Source organism: Streptomyces sp. NPDC004134, from assembly GCF_042874195.1.
Taxonomy (GTDB): Bacteria; Actinomycetota; Actinomycetes; order Streptomycetales; family Streptomycetaceae; genus Streptomyces.
The window spans coordinates 98354-119424 of the sequence record NZ_JBIAMS010000003.1; the positions used below are offsets into that span (position 1 = coordinate 98354).

Annotated in this window: 17 protein-coding genes; 8 read left to right on the plus strand and 9 right to left on the minus strand. The window is 74.5% G+C overall.

The features are described 5' to 3' along the window. Positions 1-65 precede the first annotated feature (65 nt). Positions 66-1250, minus strand: a complete 1185-nt coding sequence (locus ACFYVJ_RS05655; protein WP_388886906.1) for a saccharopine dehydrogenase family protein — start codon at positions 1248-1250, stop codon at positions 66-68. Positions 1251-1427: 177 nt separating this feature from the next. Between ACFYVJ_RS05655 and ACFYVJ_RS05660 the strand changes: the two genes are divergently transcribed. Genes ACFYVJ_RS05660 through ACFYVJ_RS05675 form a run of 4 tightly spaced genes read left to right on the plus strand, consistent with a single transcriptional unit; the run spans position 1428 to position 7171 of the window. Next, a complete protein-coding gene (locus tag ACFYVJ_RS05660; protein ID WP_388886907.1) occupies positions 1428-2567 on the plus strand; it encodes a CaiB/BaiF CoA transferase family protein in 1140 nt (379 codons plus the stop codon). Further along, positions 2564-3706 carry an acyl-CoA dehydrogenase family protein gene (locus tag ACFYVJ_RS05665; protein WP_388886908.1) on the plus strand — a complete coding sequence of 381 codons (1143 nt, stop codon included), beginning with the start codon at positions 2564-2566 and terminating at the stop codon, positions 3704-3706. The genes ACFYVJ_RS05660 and ACFYVJ_RS05665 overlap by 4 nt, the downstream gene beginning before the upstream one ends. 14 nt (positions 3707-3720) lie before the next feature. After that, the gene (locus ACFYVJ_RS05670; protein ID WP_388886910.1) at positions 3721-4956 is read left to right on the plus strand and encodes an acetyl-CoA C-acetyltransferase; all 1236 of its coding nucleotides are present in this window, start codon (positions 3721-3723) and stop codon (positions 4954-4956) included. A 37-nt stretch (positions 4957-4993) separates the two neighbouring features. Further along, complete coding sequence (locus ACFYVJ_RS05675) at positions 4994-7171, plus strand: 3-hydroxyacyl-CoA dehydrogenase NAD-binding domain-containing protein (RefSeq protein ID WP_388886912.1); 2178 nt, start codon at positions 4994-4996, stop codon at positions 7169-7171. A gap of 104 nt (positions 7172-7275) precedes the next feature. Here the strand turns inward: ACFYVJ_RS05675 and ACFYVJ_RS05680 are convergent, their stop codons facing one another. After that, the gene (locus ACFYVJ_RS05680) at positions 7276-8313 is read right to left on the minus strand and encodes an N-acetylmuramoyl-L-alanine amidase (RefSeq protein ID WP_388886913.1); all 1038 of its coding nucleotides are present in this window, start codon (positions 8311-8313) and stop codon (positions 7276-7278) included. Positions 8314-8511: 198 nt separating this feature from the next. Beyond that, positions 8512-9324, minus strand: coding sequence for a MerR family transcriptional regulator (locus tag ACFYVJ_RS05685; RefSeq protein WP_388886915.1), 813 nt, complete (start codon positions 9322-9324; stop codon positions 8512-8514). Positions 9325-9483: 159 nt separating this feature from the next. On the opposite strand from ACFYVJ_RS05685, the gene ACFYVJ_RS05690 reads away from it, so the two are divergent. Further along, positions 9484-10812, plus strand: coding sequence for a M14 family metallocarboxypeptidase (locus tag ACFYVJ_RS05690; protein ID WP_388886917.1), 1329 nt, complete (start codon positions 9484-9486; stop codon positions 10810-10812). Between the two features lie 165 nt (positions 10813-10977). On the opposite strand, the gene ACFYVJ_RS05695 is transcribed toward ACFYVJ_RS05690, so the two are convergent. Then, positions 10978-11931, minus strand: a complete 954-nt coding sequence (locus ACFYVJ_RS05695) for an FAD-dependent oxidoreductase (protein WP_388886919.1) — start codon at positions 11929-11931, stop codon at positions 10978-10980. Positions 11932-12059: 128 nt separating this feature from the next. On the opposite strand from ACFYVJ_RS05695, the gene ACFYVJ_RS05700 reads away from it, so the two are divergent. Continuing rightward, the gene (locus ACFYVJ_RS05700; RefSeq protein ID WP_388886921.1) at positions 12060-12614 is read left to right on the plus strand and encodes a TrmH family RNA methyltransferase; all 555 of its coding nucleotides are present in this window, start codon (positions 12060-12062) and stop codon (positions 12612-12614) included. A gap of 17 nt (positions 12615-12631) precedes the next feature. Then, positions 12632-13333 carry a TSUP family transporter gene (locus ACFYVJ_RS05705; RefSeq protein WP_388887347.1) on the plus strand — a complete coding sequence of 234 codons (702 nt, stop codon included), beginning with the start codon at positions 12632-12634 and terminating at the stop codon, positions 13331-13333. 78 nt (positions 13334-13411) lie between these two features. On the opposite strand, the gene ACFYVJ_RS05710 is transcribed toward ACFYVJ_RS05705, so the two are convergent. The 4 genes from ACFYVJ_RS05710 to ACFYVJ_RS05725 all read right to left on the minus strand — a co-directional run bounded on the left by ACFYVJ_RS05710 (position 13412) and on the right by ACFYVJ_RS05725 (position 19536). Beyond that, the gene (locus ACFYVJ_RS05710) at positions 13412-15907 is read right to left on the minus strand and encodes a Tex family protein (protein ID WP_388886922.1); all 2496 of its coding nucleotides are present in this window, start codon (positions 15905-15907) and stop codon (positions 13412-13414) included. 190 nt (positions 15908-16097) lie between these two features. After that, on the minus strand, positions 16098-16961 hold the full coding sequence (locus ACFYVJ_RS05715; RefSeq protein ID WP_388886923.1) for a hypothetical protein: 864 nt from the start codon (positions 16959-16961) through the stop codon (positions 16098-16100). 88 nt (positions 16962-17049) lie between these two features. Beyond that, positions 17050-17841 carry an enoyl-CoA hydratase/isomerase family protein gene (locus tag ACFYVJ_RS05720; protein WP_388886925.1) on the minus strand — a complete coding sequence of 264 codons (792 nt, stop codon included), beginning with the start codon at positions 17839-17841 and terminating at the stop codon, positions 17050-17052. A gap of 69 nt (positions 17842-17910) precedes the next feature. Then, positions 17911-19536 carry an ABC-F family ATP-binding cassette domain-containing protein gene (locus ACFYVJ_RS05725; protein ID WP_388886927.1) on the minus strand — a complete coding sequence of 542 codons (1626 nt, stop codon included), beginning with the start codon at positions 19534-19536 and terminating at the stop codon, positions 17911-17913. A 404-nt stretch (positions 19537-19940) separates the two neighbouring features. Between ACFYVJ_RS05725 and ACFYVJ_RS05730 the strand changes: the two genes are divergently transcribed. After that, positions 19941-20471, plus strand: coding sequence for an ATP-binding protein (locus ACFYVJ_RS05730; protein ID WP_388886929.1), 531 nt, complete (start codon positions 19941-19943; stop codon positions 20469-20471). On the opposite strand, the gene idi is transcribed toward ACFYVJ_RS05730, so the two are convergent. Next, a complete protein-coding gene (idi, locus tag ACFYVJ_RS05735) occupies positions 20404-20964 on the minus strand; it encodes an isopentenyl-diphosphate Delta-isomerase (RefSeq protein ID WP_388886930.1) in 561 nt (186 codons plus the stop codon). The genes ACFYVJ_RS05730 and idi overlap by 68 nt on opposite strands. Between the last annotated feature and the right edge of the window lie 107 nt (positions 20965-21071).

Sequence of the window (21071 nt, forward strand, 5' to 3'; positions counted from 1 at the left end):
GGGCCCGTTCACCGCGGGACCCCGCCGCCCCGTGTCCCGTCCCCCGTCCCCCGGTGCCTTCCGCGCTACGGCGACGCGATCCGGACCCGGAAGCCCATCCCCGCCGTGACCAGCCGCTCCGTCAGCGCCTCGCCCATCGCCTGCGCCGTCGTGACCTGTCCCGAGGTCTCCGGCAGCGGGTCGTACGCCAGGCACATCGCCGCCTCCGCCAGCATCTTCGCCGACTCGTCGTAGCCCGGGTCGCCGCCGCTGACCTCGGTCACCACCCGCCTGCCGCCGCCCGTGCCCACGAATCGGGCGGAGAACCAACTGCGCGCGCGGCGCTCCTCCACCGGCCCCGTGCCCGGCGCCAGCCGGGACGCGATCAGCTTGCGCAGCGGCGGTAGTTGCGCCGCCGCGGCGAACGCCCCGGCGCCCAGCACGGTGCCCGCGGCGACCGGCAGCCGCCGGACGGCGGCGTAGTGGCGGTAGCGGAAGTCGGGCCCGTACCGCGGCAGCGCCGCCGCCGACCGCGCCACCACCCGCGACTCCAGCGTGGGCAGCGGCAGCCCCCAGGCGCGCAGCGCCCCGCTGCGTGTCGGCGCGCCCAGCGGCGCGCGCACCCGCCGCTCCGTCACCCGCGGCTCCGCCCGGCGGCGGGCCCGCGCCGCGCGCGCCCCGCGCAGCGGCCGGGAGACGACCCCGAGCGCGGACGCCAGCGTGCCGCCGGAGAACCCGCCCGCGGCGCGCAGGAAGCCGTCGATGCGCAGCGGCACGTCCTCCGGCAGTTGCTCGACGGTGAACCGCACGCCGAGGTCGAAGGGCGTGCACTCGAACCCGCAGGCGTGCACCAGCCGGGACCCCGTCTCCCGGGCGCGCTCGTGGTGGCGCACGTACACCCGGTCGACGAACTCCGGCTCGCCGGTCAGGTCGGCGTAGTCCGTCCCGGCCGCCGCGCACGCGGCGGCCAGCGGCTCGCCGTGGCGCAGGAACGGCCCGACGGCCGTGGCCACCACCCGGGTCTGCTCGGCCAGCCCGCGCAGCGCCGCGGGGTCCGCCGCGTCCGCGGCGAGCAGCGGCAGGTCGCCCCACTCCGGCCGGATCGCGGCCACCCGGTCGCGTACCTCCGCAAGCCGCCCGGTGTCGCGCCCGGCCAGCGCCCAGCGGCAGCCGGGCGGCGCGTGCCGGGCCAGGTACTCGGCGGTGAGTCCGCCGGTGAAGCCGGTGGCGCCGAAGAGGATGAGGTCGTGCGGTCGGGGCTCGTCTGCCATGGCACCCAGGGTGGTTCATGAGGCCCCGTCACGTATACGCGCCGGACGGCGGATTCCTGCCCCGTGCCCCCGCGGCGGTGTCCGACCCGCGCGGGGTGTCCCCGCACTTGTGCCCACTGAAACGTGTTCTTATCATCTCTGGTGTTACACAGTTGGTGTCACACCGCAGGGGGCTTGATGGGGAGCACGGGGCACGGCCCGCTGCACGGCGTACGCGTGGTCGAGCTGGCCGGCATCGGCCCCGGCCCCTTCGCCGCCATGCTGCTTGCCGACCTCGGCGCCGACGTCGTACGGGTCGACCGGCCCGGCGGCCCGGGACTCGGCATCGACCCCGCGCACGACCTCACCAACCGCAACAAGCGCTCCGTCGTGCTCGACCTCAAGTCCGCGCCGGGCGCCGCCGCCGCGCTGGCCCTCGCCGAGCGCGCCGACATCCTCGTCGAGGGCTTCCGCCCCGGCGTCGCCGAGCGCCTCGGCGTCGGCCCCGGCGACTGCCTGGCCCGCAACCCCCGGCTGGTGTACGGGCGGATGACCGGCTGGGGCCAGGAGGGACCGCTGGCCGAGACCGCGGGACACGACATCGGCTACGTCGCCGTCACCGGCGCGCTCGGCATGATCGGCCCCGCCGGCGGCCCGCCCGCCGTCCCCGCCAACCTCCTCGGTGACTACGCCGGCGGCTCGCTCTACCTCGTCGTCGGCGTGCTGTCCGCACTGCAGCACGCCCGTACCACCGGGGAGGGGCAGGTCGTCGACGCGGCCATCGTGGACGGCACCGCGCACCTCACCGCGATGATCCACGCCATGGTCGCCGCCGGCGCCTGGCAGGACCGCCGGGCCGCCAACCTCCTCGACGGCGGCGCGCCGTTCTACGGCGTCTACGAGACCGCGGACGGGCAGTACATGGCCGTCGGCGCGCTGGAGCCCGCGTTCTACGCCGAGTTCGTCCGCCTCCTCGGCGCCCCCGGCCCCCTGCCGGACCGCGGCGAGCCCGCCGCCTGGGCGGAGCTGCGCGAACGGCTGGCCGCCCGGTTCCGGGAGCGTACGCGCGCGGAGTGGACCGAGGTCTTCGCCGGCTCCGACGCCTGCGTCGCCCCCGTGCTGTCCCTGCGCGAGGCCCGCGACCATCCGCACCTCGCCGCCCGCGGCACCTTCACCGAGGAGTACGGCACCGTCCAGCCCGCCCCCGCACCCCGGTTCTCCGCCACCCCCGGCGCCGTACGCCGTCCACCCGCCCGCCCGGGCGCCGACACCGCGGCCGTAGCCCGCGACTGGGACCTTCCCGACCTCATCCCCGCCCCGACCCAGGAGGAGCGTTGAAGCGCCGGCTGTACGGGCCCGAGCACCTGGCCTTCCGCGAGACCGTGCGGACCTTCCTCGCCAAGGAGGTCACCCCGCACTACACGAGATGGGAGGCGGACGGCATCGTCTCCCGCGACGCCTGGCGCGCCGCCGGGCGGCAGGGCCTGCTCGGCCTCGCCGTCCCCGGGGAGTACGGCGGCGGGGGCCACGACGACTACCGCTTCGCGGCGGTGCTGGCCGAGGAGTTCGCCCGCGCCGGCGCCGCGGGACTCGCCGTGGGCCTGCACAACGACGTCATCGGCCCGTACCTCACCTCCCTGGCCACCGACGAGCAGAAGCGCCGCTGGCTGCCCGGCTTCTGCACCGGCGAGCTGATCACCGCCATCGCCATGACCGAACCCGGCGCCGGCTCCGACCTCCAGGGCATCCGCACCACCGCCGAGGACCGCGGCGACCACTGGCTGCTCAACGGCGCCAAGACGTTCATCTCCAACGGCATCCTCGCCGACCTCGTCGTCGTGGTCGCCAGGACCACCCCCGAGGGCGGCGCGCACGGGTTGAGCCTGCTGGTCGTCGAGCGCGGCGCGACCGGCTTCGAACGCGGCCGGAACCTCGACAAGATCGGCCAGAAGGCCCAGGACACCGCCGAGTTGTTCTTCACCGACGTACGGGTGCCGAAGGACAACCTGCTGGGGGAGCGCGACGGCGCGTTCGGCCACCTCATGACCAACCTGCCGCAGGAGCGGATGGCCATCGCCGTCGCCGCGGCCGCCGCCGCCGAGCACCTGGTCGAGGCCACCACGGCGTACGTCAAGGAGCGCGAGGCGTTCGGCCGGCCGCTCGGCCGGTTCCAGCACATCCGCTTCGAGATCGCCGAGATGGCCACCGAGTGCGCCGTGACCCGGACGTTCGTCGACCGCTGCATCGAGGACCTCGCGGCCGGCGAGCTGGACGCGGTGCACGCCTCGATGGCCAAGTGGTGGGCCACCGAGCTGCAGAAACGCACCGCAGACCGCTGTCTGCAACTGCACGGCGGCTACGGCTACATGAGCGAGTTCCCCGTGGCCCGCGCCTTCACCGACGGGCGTGTCCAGACCATCTACGGCGGCACCACCGAGATCATGAAAGAGATCATCGGCCGCTCCCTGCTCTCCTGAGAGGCGCACCAACCGTGACCACAACCGCCAGGCCGTCCGTCACCGACGCCTACGTCTACGACGCGATCCGCACCCCCCGCGGCCGCGGAAAGGCCAACGGCGCCCTGCACGGGACCAAGCCGATCGACCTCGTCGTCGGCCTCGTCCACGAGCTCCGCCGCCGCTTCCCCGATCTCGACCCGGCCGCCGTCGACGACATCGTGCTCGGCGTCGTCAGCCCGCACGGCGACCAGGGCTCCGACATCGCCAAGATCGCGGCCATCGCCGCCGGGCTGCCCGACAGCGTCGCCGGGGTGCAGGAGAACCGCTTCTGTGCCTCGGGCCTGGAGGCCGTCAACATCGCCGCGGCGAAGATCCGCTCCGGCTGGGAGGACCTGATCCTCGCCGGCGGCGTCGAGTCGATGTCGCGGGTGCCGATCGGCTCGGACGGCGGCGCCTGGTTCAACGACCCGATGACCAACATGGAGGTCGGCTTCGTACCGCAGGGCATCGGCGCGGACCTCATCGCCACCATCGGGGGCTACAGCCGCCGGGACGTGGACGAGTTCGCCGCGCTGTCGCAGGAGCGGGCCGTCGAGGCGTGGAAGGAGGGCAGGTTCGAGCGCTCCGTGGTGCCGGTCGTGGACCGCGCCGGGCTCACCGTCCTGGACCGGGACGAGCACATCAGGCCCGGCACCACGGCCGACAGCCTGGCCAAGCTGAAGCCGGCGTTCGCCGACATCGGCGAGCTGGGCGGCTTCGACGCCGTGGCGCTGCAGAAGTACCACTGGGTGGAGCGGATCGACCACGTCCACCACGCGGGCAACTCCTCCGGCATCGTCGACGGCGCCGCCCTCGTCGCCGTCGGCTCCGCCGAGATCGGGCGGCGGTACGGGCTCACCCCCCGGGCCCGTATCGTCTCCGCCGCCGTCACCGGCTCCGAGCCCACCATCATGCTCACCGGGCCCGCGCCCGCGACCCGCAAGGCGCTCGCCAGGGCCGGCCTCGGCATCGAGGACATCGACCTGGTCGAGATCAACGAGGCGTTCGCCGCCGTCGTGCTGCGCTTCATCGAGGACATGGGCGTCAGTCCGGACAAGGTCAACGTCAACGGCGGCGCCATCGCCATGGGCCACCCCCTCGGCGCCACCGGCGCCATGATCCTCGGCACCCTCGTCGACGAGCTGGAGCGCCGCGACCTGCGCTACGGCCTCGCCACCCTCTGCGTCGGCGGCGGCATGGGCATCGCCACCGTCGTCGAGCGCGTCTGACCCCGTCCCGCCCCCGCCTACGGAGACCACCCCCGCCATGAGCCACACGAACACCATCCGCTGGGAGCAGGACGACACCGGTGTCGTCACCCTCGTCCTGGACGACCCGAACCAGTCCGCCAACACCATGAACGCGGACTTCATCCAGTCGCTCACCGCCGTCGCCGACCGGCTGGAGGCCGAGCGCGACGGCGTGCGCGGCGTCGTCTTCGCCTCCGCGAAGAAGACCTTCTTCGCCGGCGGCGACCTGCACGACCTCATCCGCATCGACCGGGAGCACGCGCGCGAGGCGTTCGACGCCGGCATGGCCGTCAAGCACGCGCTGCGCCGCATCGAGACGCTCGGCAAGCCCGTCGTCGCGGCCCTCAACGGCGCGGCGCTGGGCGGCGGCTACGAGATCGCGCTCGCCTGCCACCACCGCGTCGCCCTGGACGCACCGGGCTCGAAGATCGGGCTGCCCGAGGTCACCCTCGGCCTGCTGCCCGCGGGCGGCGGCGTCACCCGTACCGTACGGCTGATGGGCATCACCGACGCGCTGCTGAAGGTGCTGCTCCAGGGCACCCAGTACCGGCCGCGGCGGGCGCTGGAGAACGGGCTCGTGCACGAGGTCGTCGGGACCGAGGAGGAACTGCGCGCCGCCGCCCGCGCGTTCGTCGACGCCCACCCCGAGTCCCGGCAGCCCTGGGACGAGCCCGGCTACCGGATCCCCGGCGGCACGCCGCAGAACCCGAAGTTCGCCGCCAACCTCCCCGCGTTCCCCGCCAACCTGAGGAAGCAGCTCGGCGGCGCCCCGTTCCCCGCCCCGGGCAACATCATGGCGGCGGCCGTCGAGGGCTCCCAGGTCGACTTCGAGACCGCGCAGGTCATCGAGGCCCGCTACTTCGTCGACCTGGCCGTCGGGCAGACCGCCAAGAACATGATCCAGGCGTTCTTCTTCGACCTCCAGGCCGTCAACGCCGGCCGCTCCCGCCCGTCCGGCGTCCCCGAGCGGCGCGTGACGAAGGTCGCCGTGCTGGGCGCCGGGATGATGGGCGCGGGCATCGCCTACGCCTGCGCGCGCGCCGGCATCGAGGTGGTGCTTAAGGACGTGTCGGTCGAGGCGGCCGAGAAGGGCAAGGCGTACTCCGCGGGGCTGCTCGACAAGCAGCTCGCCAAGGGCCGTACGACGCAGGAGAAGCGGGACGAACTGCTGGCCCGCATCACCCCGGCCGCGGACCCGGCGGAGCTGGCCGGGTGCGACGCCGTGATCGAGGCGGTCTTCGAGGATCCCGCGCTCAAGCACAAGGTGTTCCAGGAGATCCAGGACGTCGTCGCGCCCGACGCCCTGCTCTGCTCCAACACCTCCACCCTGCCCATCACGCTGCTCGCCGAAGGCGTCGCCCGGCCGAAGGACTTCGTCGGGCTGCACTTCTTCTCGCCCGTCGACAAGATGCCGCTGGTCGAGATCATCAAGGGGGAGCGCACCGGCGGCGAGGCGCTGGCCCGCGCCTTCGACCTCGTACGGCAGCTCGCCAAGACCCCGATCGTCGTGAACGACTCGCGCGGCTTCTTCACCTCCCGGGTGATCGGCCACTTCATCAACGAGGGCGTCGCCATGGTCGGCGAGGGGATCGAGCCCGCGACCGTCGAGCAGGCGGCCGCCCAGGCCGGCTACCCGGCCAAGGTGCTGTCCCTGCTGGACGAGCTGACCCTCACGCTGCCGCGGAAGATCCGCAACGAGACGCGCGCGGCCGTCGAGGCCGCCGGCGGCAGTTACCCCGTGCACCCGGCGGAGGCGGTCATCGACCGCATGGTCGACGAGTTCGGCCGCACCGGGCGGGCCGGGGGAGCGGGCTTCTACGACTACGAGGACGGCAAGCGGACCCGGCTGTGGCCTGGGCTGCGGGAGCACTTCACCGAGGCGGACCGGGAGCCGCCGGCGCTGCGCGACCTCCAGGAGCGGATGCTGTTCGCGGAGGCGCTGGACAGCGTGCGGCTGGTCGAGGAGGGCGTGCTGACGTCTGTCGCGGACGCGAACATCGGCTCGGTCTTCGGCATCGGCTTCCCCGCCTGGACCGGCGGCGTGCTGCAGTACGTCAACGGCTACGAGGGCGGGCTGCCCGGCTTCGTGGCGCGGGCCCGGGAGCTGGCGGCGGCGTACGGCGAGCGCTTCGAGCCGCCCGCGCTGCTCCTGGCGAAGGCGGAGCGGGGCGAGCCGTTCATGGACGCCGTCTGATGGACGCCGTCTGATGGACGCCGTCTGAGCGGGCCCGGCCCCCGCCGCGCCGATCTCGGCGGGGCGGGGGCCGGGCACGGGGGCGTGGCCGGGTGGGGCCGTGGTCAGCCGACGCGCATGGTGCGGATCGTGCCGATCTTGGCGTAGAGCTTCGCGCCCGGGCAGGCGGTCGGGTAGAGCCTGCGGTGGGAGGTGACGCGGTAGACGGTGGTCGAGTCGCCCTTGTCGTACTTGCCGTTGGACTTCCCCGCGGTCAGCCTGACCTTGCCGGTACGGGTGTGACCCGCGACGTCGAGGCGCCACTTGGAGAGCCGGGCCAGCGCGTTGGTGACCTTCGAGGGGACGGACGCCGAGCCGTACGAGCCGATGACCGCGGCGCCGCTGGTGTTCTTGTTGAAGCCGAGGGTGTGGGCACCGGTCACCGGCTTGGTGACGCCGCCGCGGCGGCCCTCGTAGATCCGGCCGCACTTGTCCACGAGGAAGTTGTAGCCGATGTCGTTCCAGCCGTTGGTGCGGGTGTGGTAGCGGTAGATCGCGCGGATGATCGACGGGGCCTCCGAGCAGGCGTAGCCGTTGCTGTCCACCGTGTGGTGCACGATGAACGCGCGGGTGTTGGTGCCGTACTCGGGCGGGCCGTCGCGCCAGGACTCGTTGGCGCCCCACTGCTTGCGCGAGATGATCGCCGGCCGCGTCGCGGTCGTGGTGTACGCGGGCTCCGCGGGCACCCCGGGCCCCTCGGCGGGGTCGACCAGCTCCAGCCGGGCGCGCCCGGGCAGCGGTGCCGTCGCGCCGTCGCCGCGCAGCAGCCGGCCCTGGGCGGCGTCGGAGTCGCCCACCCACAGCGGCGCGGTGGCGGCCCGTGACGGCGCATCCGCACCGGGGTCGGCCAGCCGGGGCTGGGACTCCAGCGACCGCCACGCCGTCCACCGGCCGGTGCCGGCGTCCCGGGTGCGTACCTGCGGGGTGCCGACGAGCGCGCCGCCGCCGGCCGGCCAGGAGACGCCGACGAGGCTGAAGCGGTCGCCGCCCGGCTCCGCTTCCGGGCTGGCGAGGGCGCCGGGGACGGTGAGCCCCGCGGCGGTGAGCAGGACGGCGAGTACGGGGAAGGCCCAGCGGCGTCCCCGGCGGGGGCGTGCGCTCATGCTGCAACTCCTCGGCGCGGACGGCGGTTTGCGACTGCGACGCGGATGAGCATGACAACACCGTCGGGCCCGGGCAAGAGCGGCCGCGGACTTCGCACAAGTCGTCGGGCAAAGAACGCCGGTCGGACCTCACCCGTTACAGGAGTACGTGCGCAAGGTCACTCCGCGGGGGCGGGGGCGGGGGAGGCGGCGAGGGCGTCACTCCGCGGGGAAGGACGCCCGCAGCTCCGCCTTCATCGACCGCTGGAAGGCCGTCACCAGCGCCTGCACCACCATCGGCTGCATGTGCGCGGACAGCGACTTCATCGTCTCGACCTGCTCCGGGTCGGGGTCCGCCTCGCCGAACGGCTCCCACACCTCGTCGTGGAAGAGCCGGGTCAGCTCGCGGGCGACCGCGCGGGAGTGCTCCTGCACCACCTCCCGGGCGGCGAGGACCGTCTCCAGCCGCATGGGCACGTCGAGGAGCCGTACGCCGAGGTGGAGGACCACCGGGTCGACCCGGAAGGTGTCACCGCCGCCGTCCGCGCCGGGTCCCCCTTCGTACGCACCGGCCGCCGCGTCGTACGCACCGGAGCCCGCCTCGTACGCACCGGGCCCCGGCGGCGTACGCTCCAGCACCCCCATCGCCGCCAGCCGCGCCACGTCGTCGTCGGTCAGCGACCGCCCAGCGCGCCGCTCCAGCTCCGCCCGGCTCACCTCGGTCTCCGCGTCCGGCACCCAGGTGGCCACCAGCGCGCGGTGCAGCGCGTGGTCCTCGGCGCTCAGCCCGGGCGGCAACTGCTGCACGTACCGCTCGATCGCCGCCAGCGTCAGCCCCTGGTGCTGCAACTCCTCGATGAGCGCGAGCCGGGACAGGTGCTCGGGGCCGTAGCGCCCCACCCGCCGCGGCCCGATGACCGGCGGGGGCAGCAGCCCGCGGGTGGAGTAGAAGCGGACCGTGCGTACGGTGACGCCCGCGCGTGCGGCCAGCTCGTCCACGGTCAGCCCGGCCGCCTCCGTCTCCTGGGTCATGGTCCAACAATATTGCTGTCTCACCGGTCCTGTGAAAGACCGCGCACCCCCCGGATGCCGGACGGCCGCGGAGAGTTCGTGCGCGGAGGCTTCTGCGACGGGTCACCCTCGGCTATCTTCTGGCCACCCTCGTCGCGCTCCGCCTCCGGGAGACCGCTCATGCGCATACGCGCCCCCCGTCTCACCGTGCTCCGCACGGCCACCCTCGCGGCCTGTGCCGCGGCCGTCGTGCTGGCGCCGCTCACCGGCCCGCCCGCCGAGGCCGCCAACCCGCCGCGTACCGGCTTCGAGGAGAGCGACGGCGCCCGCTGGACCAGCGAGCAGGAGGAGGCGGAGTTCCTGGCCACCGTCGCCGAGGACAGCAGGCGCGTGGCCGTCGACCGCATCGGCACCACCGGGCAGGGCCGCCCCCTGAACCTGGTCCGCATCGGCGCCCCGCACCCGCCCACGGCGGCCCAGGCCGCCCGCGGCAGCGTCGTGCTGCTCATCTGCAGCCAGCACGGCGACGAACCCGCCGGCCGCGAGGCGTGCCTGACCAGCCTGCGCGACCTCGCCTACGCCAAGGACGCCGGGACCCGCCGCTTCCTGGCCCGCAACTCCGTGCTCGTCGTCCCCAGCGCCAACCCCGACGGCCGCGCCGCCGACACCCGCGGCAACGCCGACGGCGTCGACGTCAACCGCGACCACGTCGCCCTGGAGACCGCCGAGGGCCGCGCCATGGCCGCCGTCATCCGCGACTACCGCCCCGACGTCGTCCACGACCTGCACGAGTTCGACGCCACCGAGCCGTACTACGTCAAGGACGTCCTCGCGCTCTGGCCGCGCAACCTCAACACCCACGACGGCGTCCACCGCGAGGCCCGCCACCTGACCGAGGACCACGTCCGCGCCGGTGTCGAGGAAGCCGGCTACAGCAGCGGCGTCTACGGTATCTGGACCGACCCGCAGACCGGCGAGCCGATCCGCCAGGTCGCCGGCGACGGCCAGGAGCGCATCCTTCGCAACACCGCGGGCCTCAAGCACGCGGCCGGGCTGCTGGTCGAGACCCGCATCACGGCGCTCACCGACGACGAGCGCGGCGACCCCGCGGCCAACCACCGCCGCCGGGTCGCCTCCCAGCTCACCGCGCTCGACGCCACGTTCACCTACGCCGCGGACCACCGCGGCCGGCTGGCCACCGCCACCGCGGCGGCCCGCGCCCGCAGCCTCGCCGACACCGGCCCCGTCTACCTCGGCGGTGCCGACAACGAGCCGCCCGCGCCCGGCCAGATCATCGACGACCCGCCCTGCGGCTACGAACTCGACGCCGCGCAGTACGACGCTGTCGGCGACGAACTGGCGCTGCACGGCATCGAGGTCCGCGAACGGCCCGGCGGCGGCGCGCTGGTGAAGCTGCGGCAGCCGCTGCGCGCGCTGGTGCCGCTGCTGCTGGACCAGCGGTCGGTGTACGAGCTGACGGACGGCAGGCCGCTCGAACGCTGCCGCTGAGCGGACGAGCCCGGGCGGCACGGTCGGTGCGCCCGGGCGTAGGCGACCACGAGGGCCGCGCACCGGGCGGTGACTGGGCTGCAGGCGTGGCGACCCGGCTTGTCGGTGGGCCCGCCTACCCTTGGGCGGGCGTGCGGGGATGTTGTCGGGGGTCTTGTACGGGCCCTACGCACCCAGGAGTTCCGCGGCCTCCTCGGCGCAGCCCCATGCCACCGTCACCCCGGCGCCTCCGTGCCCGTAGTTGTGGACGCATAGCGCTCCGCCCGGCAGCCGCTCCGCCTCCAGCCGCACGGCGGGCCTGGCAGGGCGCAGTCCGACCCGGTGGCCGAGGACCCGGGCGTGGGCGACTTCGGGGACGACGGCCGCGCAGCGCGCCACGATGCCCGCGGCCACCGCCGGATCCGGCCCGGTGCCCCAGGCGTCTTCCACGGCCGTGCCGCCGAGCACCAGCCCGTACGGCTGCGGCAGCGCGTACAGCGTGGCCGTCGCCTCCTTGTACGCCGACACCAGCCACTCCTCGACGCCCGGGTTCTCCACGACGACGAGCTGCCCCTGCACCGGGCGCACCTCGGGGTCCGGCACCAGCTCGCGGGCGCCGAGGCCGGTGCAGTTGACGACGTACGGGGCCGCGCGCCCGGCTTCGCCGAGCGAGCCGGCGGCGCGGTGCTCGATCCGCCCGCCGGCCGCGGCCAGCCGGTCGCGCAGGTGGGCCAGATGCGTGCCGGTGTCCACGATCGGCACCGTCGCGCGGACACCCGTGGCGTACTCGCCGCGCAACTCCGCGGCGTCGGCGGCCCGTACGTCGCGCAGGGCGCGCCGCCACGGCCCGAGGCCGGCGAGTTCGGCGCCGAGCTGCAGCCCCGTCCGCATCCGCACGCCCGTCACCTCCGCGTGCTCCGCCTGCTGCGCGTACACGTCGAACGACCGCACCGACCAGTCCGCGACCCGGTCCTCCGGCTCGATCCGGTACGGCCACCACAGCCCGCCCGCGACCGCCGACGTCGTCTCCTCCGCCGGCTCCCGCGCCCACACCGTGACCGGCCGCCCGCCCTCTGCGAGGACGACCGCGGTGGTCAGGCCGATGATGCCGCTGCCGAGCACGATGACTTCGGAATCCATCCCGGCAGTCTGCCGCACCGGCCGGGAGCGGGCGCGGGGTGGTGGACAGCCGAGGGTGATCGCTACTCTGTTCGCATGTCGAATTACGTGAGTACTACAAGCGATCGGGGGGCGCGCGCCCCGCGCCGATGAGCGCCCGCCCGGGGGTGAGCCGGACCGGCAGGGACGCGCCGGCCATCCGCACCCGTACCCCCCGTGAGCTGAAGCGCAGCCGCCGCCCCCGCGCCCACTCCTGCTGGGACCACCTCTACGCCGCCCCGCTCTGGCCGCTCCACGGCGCCAACCTCGGTACGCTCCTGCGCACCTGTGACGCCGTCGGCGCCTGCCTCGTCGTGCCCCGCTTCCCCTGGGTGCCCGAGGCGCTGGCCCGCGGCAACACGCTGCGCCGCCCCGTCTGCGTGCACTGGACCGGCGATCCGCTGCGCTGGCTGGAGCGGCAGCGCGCCGCGGGCAAGAGCGTCCTCGGCGTCGAACTCGCCGACGAGGCCGTGCGCCTGGCCGACCTCCCGGCCGCCCGCCGGGCCACGGTGATGGTGCTCGGCCACGAGCAGCACGGCATCCCGCCGGACGCGCTCGACCTGCTCGACGAGGCCGTCGAGATACCCATGGTCGGCAGCGGCGCCAGCCTCAACGTCGCCGTGGCCGGCTCCCTCGTCCTCTACCGGCTGGCCGGGCTGCTGTGACCGGTGACGTCCTGCTCATGGCCGGAGTCCTGCTGCTCGGCGCGTCCGTGCAGCGGCTCGCGGGCATCGGCCTCGCGCTCGTCGCGGGACCCGCGCTGGCGCTGGTGCTCGGTCCCGCGGAGGGCGTCCGGCTCTCCAACTGCGCCGCCGGCGCCATCAGCGCGTTCGGCCTGGCCACCGTCTGGCGGCAGGTCAGGCCCCGCGCCATGGTGCCGCTGCTCGCCGCCGCCGTCTGCACGGTGCCGATCGGCGCCGTCACCGCGTCCCGGCTGCCCGCGCCCGTCCTGCTGACCGGCATGGGCGCGATGGTCTGCGGCGCCGTCGGGCTCGTCATGGCCGGCGCCCGCGCCGAGTCCCTGCGCGGCACCGGCGGGGCGGTCACGGCCGGCGCGGTGAGCGGCTTCATGAACTCCTCCGCCGGCATCGGCGGCCCCGCCGTCTCGCTGTACGCCGTGAACGCGGGCTGGACGGTACGGGAGTTCGTGCCGAACGCGCTCTTCTACGGCGTCGTCATCAACATCTTCTCGGTCGCCGCGAAGGGCCCGCCCGACCTGTCGGCCGACGCCTGGGTGCTGTGCGCGGCGGCCGTCGCCGCGGGCGCGCTCATCGGCCGTGCTCTGGGCGACCGGGTGCCCGAGGCGCCCGCGCGCTGGCTCGTGCTGATCCTCGGGCTGGCCGGCGGGGCGGCGACCCTGACGAAGGGCCTCCTCGGCCTCTGACCCGGCCCCGGCAGCCGCCGGCCCCGCCCGCCACGGCGACACCGTGGCGGGCGGGGCCGTACAGGCCGCGTTCCGCGATCAGCGCTTGCCGCGGCGGCCGTTGCCGCCCCCGCCACCGCCGCCGCTCCGGCCGCCGCCGCCGAGCAGCCCCGCGCGCCGCAGCGCGTCCGCCATCTCGCTGTTCTCCGGCTGCGCCTCACGGCGCCGGCCACCGCCCCCGCCACCGCCGCCGCGCTGCCGGCCGCCGCCGGCACCCTGGCCGCCGCCCTGGCCGCCACCGCCCTGGCCACCGCCGCGCTGCCGCGGCGGGCCCTGCCGGTCGCGCTCGCGCCCGCCGCCCCGGCCGCCGCCAGCCGCCGGCTTGCCCGGCTCGTCGTCCAGCCGCAGCGTCAGCGAGATCCGCTTCCGCGGCACGTCCACGTCCAGCACCTTGACCTTCACGATGTCGCCGGGCTTGGCGACTTCGCGCGGGTCCTTCACGAACGTCTTCGACATCGCCGACACGTGCACCAGCCCGTCCTGGTGCACGCCCACGTCCACGAACGCCCCGAACGCGGCCACGTTCGTCACCACGCCCTCCAGCACCATCCCCTGCTGCAGGTCGCCGATCTTCTCCACGCCCTCCTTGAACACCGCCGTCCGGAACGCCGGCCGCGGGTCGCGCCCCGGCTTCTCCAGCTCCTTGAGGATGTCCGTCACCGTCGGCAGCCCGAACCGCTCGTCGGTGAAGTCCTGCGGCTTCAGGGACCGCAGCGTCCGCGTGTCGCCGATCAGCGCCGCCACCTCCGCGCCGCCCGCCTTCACCATCTGCCGCACCACCGGGTACGCCTCGGGGTGCACGCCGGAGGCGTCGAGCGGGTCCTCGCCGCCGCGGATGCGCAGGAAGCCCGCGCACTGCTCGAACGCCTTCGGCCCCAGCCGCGGCACGTCCTTGAGCGCCGACCGGCTGCGGAAGGGACCGTTGGAGTCGCGGTGCGCCACGATGTTCTCCGCGAGCCCCGTGCCGATGCCGGAGACGCGGGCCAGCAGCGGCGCCGAGGCGGTGTTGAGGTCGACGCCCACGCCGTTGACGCAGTCCTCCACGACCGCGTCCAGCGAGCGCGACAGCTTCGCCTCCGACAGGTCGTGCTGGTACTGGCCGACGCCGATCGACTTGGGGTCGATCTTCACCAGCTCGGCCAGCGGGTCCTGCAGCCGCCGCGCGATGGACACCGCGCCGCGCAGCGACACGTCCAGCTCGGGCAGCTCCTGCGAGGCGAACGCGGACGCCGAGTACACCGATGCCCCGGCCTCCGAGACCATCACCTTCGTCAGCTTCAGCCCGGGCTGCGCGGCGATCAGGTCGGCGGCCAGCTTGTCGGTCTCCCGGGAGGCCGTGCCGTTGCCGATCGCGACCAGCTCCACCTCGTGCACCCGCGCGAGTTCGGCCAGCACGGTCAGCGCCTCGTCCCACTTGCGGGCCGGCGCGTGCGGGTAGACGGTCGCGGTGGCGGCGACCTTGCCGGTGGCGTCGACGACGGCGACCTTCACGCCCGTACGCAGCCCGGGGTCCAGGCCCAGCGTGGGGCGCGTCCCCGCCGGGGCGGCCAGCAGCAGGTCCCGCAGGTTGGCGGCGAAGACGTCCACCGCCTGGTCCTCCGCGGCCGTACGCAGCCGCAGCCGCAGGTCGATGCCGAGGTGCACCAGGATGCGCGTGCGCCACGCCCAGCGCACCGTCTCGGCGAGCCAGGTGTCGCCCGGCCGGCCCCGGTTCTCCACGCCGAACCTGGCGGCGATGGCGCGCTCGTACGCCGACGGGCCCTCCTGCTCCGCCTCGCCGGGCGCGTCGGGCTCCAGGGCGAGGTCGAGGACCTCCTCCTTCTCGCCGCGGAAGAGGGCGAGGATGCGGTGCGACGGCAGGTCGGTCAGCGGCTCGGCGAAGTCGAAGTAGTCCGAGAACTTCGCGCCCGCCTCCTCCTTGCCCTCGCGCACCTTGGCGGCCGCGCGGCCGTGCGTCCACATCCGCTCGCGCAGCTCGCCGATCAGGTCGGCGTCCTCGCCGAACCGCTCGGTGAGGATGGCCCGCGCGCCCTCCAGGGCCGCGGCCGGGTCGGCCACGCCCTTGTCCGCGTCCACGAACGCGGTGGCCGCCGCGAGCGGCGCCACCGAGGGGTCGGCGAGCAGCCCGTCGGCCAGCGGCTCCAGACCCGCCTCGCGGGCGATCTGCGCCTTGGTGCGCCGCTTCGGCTTGTACGGCAGATAGACGTCCTCCAGCCGGGCCTTGGAGTCGGCGGCGCGGATCTGCGCCTCCAGCTCCTCGGTCAGCTTGCCCTGCCCGCGTACGGACTCCAGGATCGCCGCCCGCCGCTCCTCCAGCTCCCGCAGATACCGCAGCCGCTCCTCGGCGGTGCGCAACTGGGCGTCGTCGAGCATCTCCGTCGCCTCTTTGCGGTAGCGGGCGATGAACGGCACGGTGGCGCCGTCGTCGAGCAGCCGCACCGCCGCCGTGATCTGCCGCTCGCGTACGCCGAGCTCCTCGGCGATCCTGGCCTCAATCGATACCGACGCCGTCACGTCCGCCCCGCTTTCTGTCATCTGTGGCGGAGTGCATTGTGGCAGGTCCGACTGACAGCCGGGCGCCCGGCGGGACCTGCCCCGGTCGCCCGGCGGGTCGGAACAGGGCCGTACGGGCGCCGAACGTGCGCCGAACGTGCGCGCGACCTGCCCCGGTCCGGCCCGGGACGAGCGGGTGTGACGTGCCCGGGAACCGGCCGGGACCGGCGCGTCAGCCCTTGCCGAAGATGTCCTTCGGCATCGCGCCCGCGGCCAGCGCGGCGGTGGTGTAGCCGGTGGCCAGCTCGGTCAGCCGCGCCACGCCCGCGGCGCCCAGCCCCGCGTACGGGCCGAGGTCCACCCGGTCCGTCTCGTCCTCCAGCTCCTTGCGCAGTGCCGTGCCCGCCCCGGTCAGCTCGCCGTCCGCCGCCAGCAGCCCGCGGGTCCGCAGCCGGTCCTGCGCCGCGGCCCACTCCCCGGCCTCCCAGCCGCGCGAGTACCGGGCGAACTCCGGGGTGAAGCCGAACCCGGAGGCGGTGTGGGTCACCTGGGACTCCAGCCCGTCGAGGCCGGCGTGGGCCAGCACCGCGTCGTGACTGTCGCCGCGGTGCTCGCGCAGTTGGGTGGCGGCGTGCCAGAGGGCAAGGTGCGGGGCGTCCGGCACGGGCAGTTCCGCCTCGGCGGCGTAGAGCGGCCGCCCGGCGCGCCCGCCGCCCGCCGCGGCGCGCTGTGCCAGGTCCGCGGCCTCGGCCAGCTCGGGCGAGGCGATCGTCTCCTCGCCCAGCAGCCGCCGCAGCACGGCGTCGGCGACGCGCAGCCGGGCCGCCAGCACGGTGGCCGGGTCCGCGGCCGTCCAGGCGGCGGGCAGGTGCTGTGCGGCCAGCCGGTGGCTGTAGTTGTAGAAGACGGCGGTGACCACGCCGGGGCCGACCGGACCCATGGCGGCGGACCGGGCCGTGAAGTACGCGGCGTGCCAGCCGTCGATGCCGATGCCGGCGAACTCCTCGGTGAACTCCGGCGCGAAGTAGATCGCCGAGTGCAGTGGGTTGAGGACCTGTTGGCAGCGGCGGCCGGCGCGCGGCGGGAGTGACGTCATGCCGCCAGGCTACTGAGCGGACGCTTAGCGGGAGAAGGGGGCGCGACCGCCCGTTCGTACGCCGGGGGGCCCAGCGGCCGCGCGGTCGTCAGACGGACCAGGTGAAGCGTGGCTCGCGGCGCTCCAGGAAGGCGGCGACGCCCTCCGCGGTGTCGCCCGCCGCGCGCGCCTCGCGGGCCCAGTGCGCGATACGCGCCGCGTCCGCCCCGGCGTCGCCGGCCGCGCCCCCGTCCCCGTACGCCGCGGCCGTGTCGGCGAAGTCCTTGGCCGCCGCCTGGGTGAGCTGCGAGCGCGACGCGAGCACGGCCGTGAACTCCGCTACCCGCGCGCCGAGTTCCGTGGCGGGCAGCACCTCGTCCGCGAGGCCGGTGCGCAGCGCCCGTGCGGCGCCGATCAACTCGGCGGAGAACAGCAGGTACTTCGCGGTCGCCGGGCCCACCAGACGCACCAGCCGGCGCGTCGCACCGGCCGGGTAGACGATGCCCAGCTTCGCCGGGGTCACCCCGAACAGCGCGTCATCGGCGGCGAACCGCAGGTCGCACGCCGCCGCGAGCTGGCAGCCGCCGCCCACGCAGTGCCCGCGTACGGCGGCGAGCGTCGGCTTGGGGAAGGCGGCGAGCGCCTCCTCCGCGGCCTCGGCGAGGCCCTGCGTGCCCTCGCTGCCGGCGCGCAGCGAGCCGATGTCGGCGCCCGCGCAGAACGTGCCGCCGGCGCCGGTGAGCACCACCGCGCGCACCGCCCGGTCCGCCGCGAGCCCCGCGAGCAGCCCGGGCAGTGCGCGCCACATGTCCGGCGTCATCGCGTTGCGCTTGGCCGGGTTGCTGATGACCACCGTCGCCACGCCGCCGTCGACGCCGCACCGCAGCTCGCCTTCGCTCATGACCGGCAGCCTCTCACGGCCGGCCGCGCACCCGGGCCCGGCGGCGGCCGGGTCCCGGGTGCGTCCCGCCTACAGCGGCTCGATGTCGCTCAACTCCTCGTCCAGCCCCAGCCAGCGCGTGATCCCGATGTCGCGCAGGAACGGCACGTCGTGGCTGGCGACCACGAGCGCGCCCTCGTACGACTCCAGCGCCTTCACCAACTGCCGCACGCTCGCCATGTCCAGGTTGTTCGTCGGCTCGTCCAGCATCAGCAACTGCGGCGCGGGATCCGCCAGCATCAGCGCCGCCAGCGTGGCGCGGAACCGCTCCCCGCCCGACAGCGTGCCGACGATCTGGTCCGCCCGGCCCTGCCGGAACAGGAAGCGGGCCAGCCGGGAGCGGATCTCCTGGTTGGTCGCCGCGGGTGCCAGCAGGGCCACGTTCTCGACGATGCTCAGCGCGTCGTCCAGTACGTCGAGCCGCTGCGGCAGATAGCGCAGCGGCACGTGCACCGCGGCCGAGCCCGCCACCGGCGCGAGCTGACCGGCGATCGTGCGCAGCAGCGTGGACTTGCCCGCGCCGTTGCGCCCGGTCAGCGCGATCCGCTCCGGGCCGCGCACCTGGAGCGCCGGGACCCGCGCGCCGTAGCGCAGCTCCAGCTCGCGCAGCATGAGCACGTCCCGGCCCGCCGGCACGGCGGTGTACGACAGGTCGACGCGGATCTCGTCGTCGTCCCGTACCGCCGCCTCCGCCTCGTCGAGCCGCTCCTTGGCGTCCCGCAGCCGCTCCTCGTGCATGATGCGGTGCTTGCCCGCGGAGACCTGGGCCTCCCGCTTGCGCAGGTTCATGATGATCTTCGGTTCGCGCTTGTTCGCGAACTGCTTGTCGGCGTACCGCTTGCGCTTGCTCAGCTTCTCGTGCGCGTCGGCCAGCTCGCGCTTCTGCCGCCGCAGGTCGGCCTCGGCCGAGCGCACCGTGCGCTCCGCGGCCTCCTGCTCGACGGCCAGCGCCTCCTCGTACGCCGTGAAGTTGCCGCCGTACCAGGCGACCTCGCCGTCCCGCAGGTCGGCGACCTGGTCGACGCGGTCGAGCAGCTCGCGGTCGTGGCTGACGATCACCATCACGCCCGGCCACGACTCCACGGCCGCGTACAGCCGGCGGCGGGCCTTCAGGTCGAGGTTGTTCGTCGGCTCGTCCAGCAGCAGCACGTCCGGCCGCCGCATCAGCAGCGCGGCCAGCCGCAGCAGCACCGACTCGCCGCCGGAGACCTCGCCGATGGTGCGGTCGAGGCCCACGTGCGCCAGGCCGAGCTGGTCGAGGGTGGCGCGGGCGCGCTCCTCGACGTCCCAGTCGTCGCCGACGGCGGTGAAGTGCTCCTCGGCGACGTCACCGGACTCGATGGCGTGCAGCGCACGCCGCACCCCGTCGATGCCCAGCGCCTCGTCGACCCGCGCGGCGGTGTCCAGGACGAGGTTCTGCGGCAGGTAGCCGACCGTCCCGGCGGCCTTGACCGTGCCGGCGGCGGGGGCCAGCTCCCCGGCCATCAGCCGCAGCAACGTGGACTTGCCCGTGCCGTTGCGGCCGATCAGCCCGGTGCGGCCGGGACCGACCGCGAGGTCGAAGTCCTCGAAGACGGTGGTGCCGTCGGGCCAGGTGAAGGCCAGCCCGGCGCAGATGACGGAGGCCGCGGCGCGCGGCGTGGAGGGAAATGACATGGCGTCTCCCGGTGAGCTCGTAGGGGTGCGACGGGGCGGCGTCGGCACCGGACGGCGACCTGGGAGAGCCGGGTGGAACGGGAGCGGGGCTGGATGCCCTGCAGGAGAGGAAGGTGGCTCGAGCCATGAGGTCGCACGTGCCGCACACGGGAAATGCCGCGGGCACGGTGCCGTGGAGACCTCAGACGAGCAACACCTTCTCCAATCGTCGACTGCAGGGCACTGCGAAGGTACGACGGTTCAACGGGAATCGGCAACCGATTATTTCGATCCCGACGCATGCCGGTCATTGCGCAGCCGGTCGGAAGGTGACGAAAGCCAGTCAAGTTCTGCTCGATGGGGGGTTGAGCTCCGGTGATTGCCAACACTCGGAGGGTGAGTGGTGGCGAAAGCAGGTGCCGGCGGTGAGCGACGGCGGCAGTCTGAGACCCGAGCCCGGCCAGGTGGTCCCGGCGGCGTACGAGGGGACCTGGAAGTTCGACGCCCCGGCGCTCGACTCCTCCGTACCCCAGTCCCGGCACGCCGTACGCGACCTCCTGGTCCGGCGGCGCGTCCCCATCGGCGACGACCTGCTGCAGGGCGTGCTGCTGATCGTCTCGGAGCTGGTGACGAACGCGGTCCGGCACGCGGGCGTGCTCTCCCCGGAGATCGGCGTCGAGCTGTCGGTCGGAGCCGGCTGGGTCCGCGTCGCCGTCCGGGACCAGCACCCGTACCGCCCGAAGGCCCTCCAGGCGGACGAAGAGGAGACGGGCGGCCGGGGACTGCTGCTGGTCAAGGCGATCACGAACGAGGCGGGCGGTGCCTGCGACGTGCAGCACACCGTCGACGGCGGGAAGGTGATCTGGGCCTCCCTCCCGCTCGCCGGCGTCACCAGCCCGAGGACGGCCCCGTCAGCTCCCGGATGGCCGGCCTGGCCGCGTCGAGCACCGTCATGAACCACGCCGAGAACGGGTTCTCGGCATGCCGCTTGGCCAGCTCGTCCGGCGTGACGAAGGCGACCGCGCCGACCTCGTCTGCGGCCGGCCGCGGCTCGGCCCGCAGCAGCCCGGCGAAGAGGTGGTTGTACTCGTGCTCCACCAGCCCCGAGGCGGGGTCCGGGTGGTGGTACGTGACCGTCCCGGCCTCGGCGAGCAGCGCGGGCGAGACGCCCAGCTCCTCGAAGGTGCGGCGGGCCGCGGCGGCGAGGGGCGACTCGCCGGGGAAGGGGTGGCCGCAGCAGGTGTTGGACCACACACCGGGGGAGTGGTACTTGCCGAGCGCCCGCTGCTGGATCAGCATCCGGCCCGCGGTGTCGAAGAGGAACACGGAGAACGCCCGGTGCAGTCTGCCCGGCGCCTGGTGAGCGGACATCTTCTCGGCGGTGCCGATCGTGATGCCGTTCTCGTCGACGAGCTCCAGCATGATCTCTTCGGTGGTAGCGGCCGGCATGACCATCCTTTGCGTCCGATCTACGGCGTCCGTGCACGGGTGTCCCGGCCTCCGCGGCGGGCGGAGACGGTGTGACACCTCATTCAGTCTGCCTTACCGGTGACGGC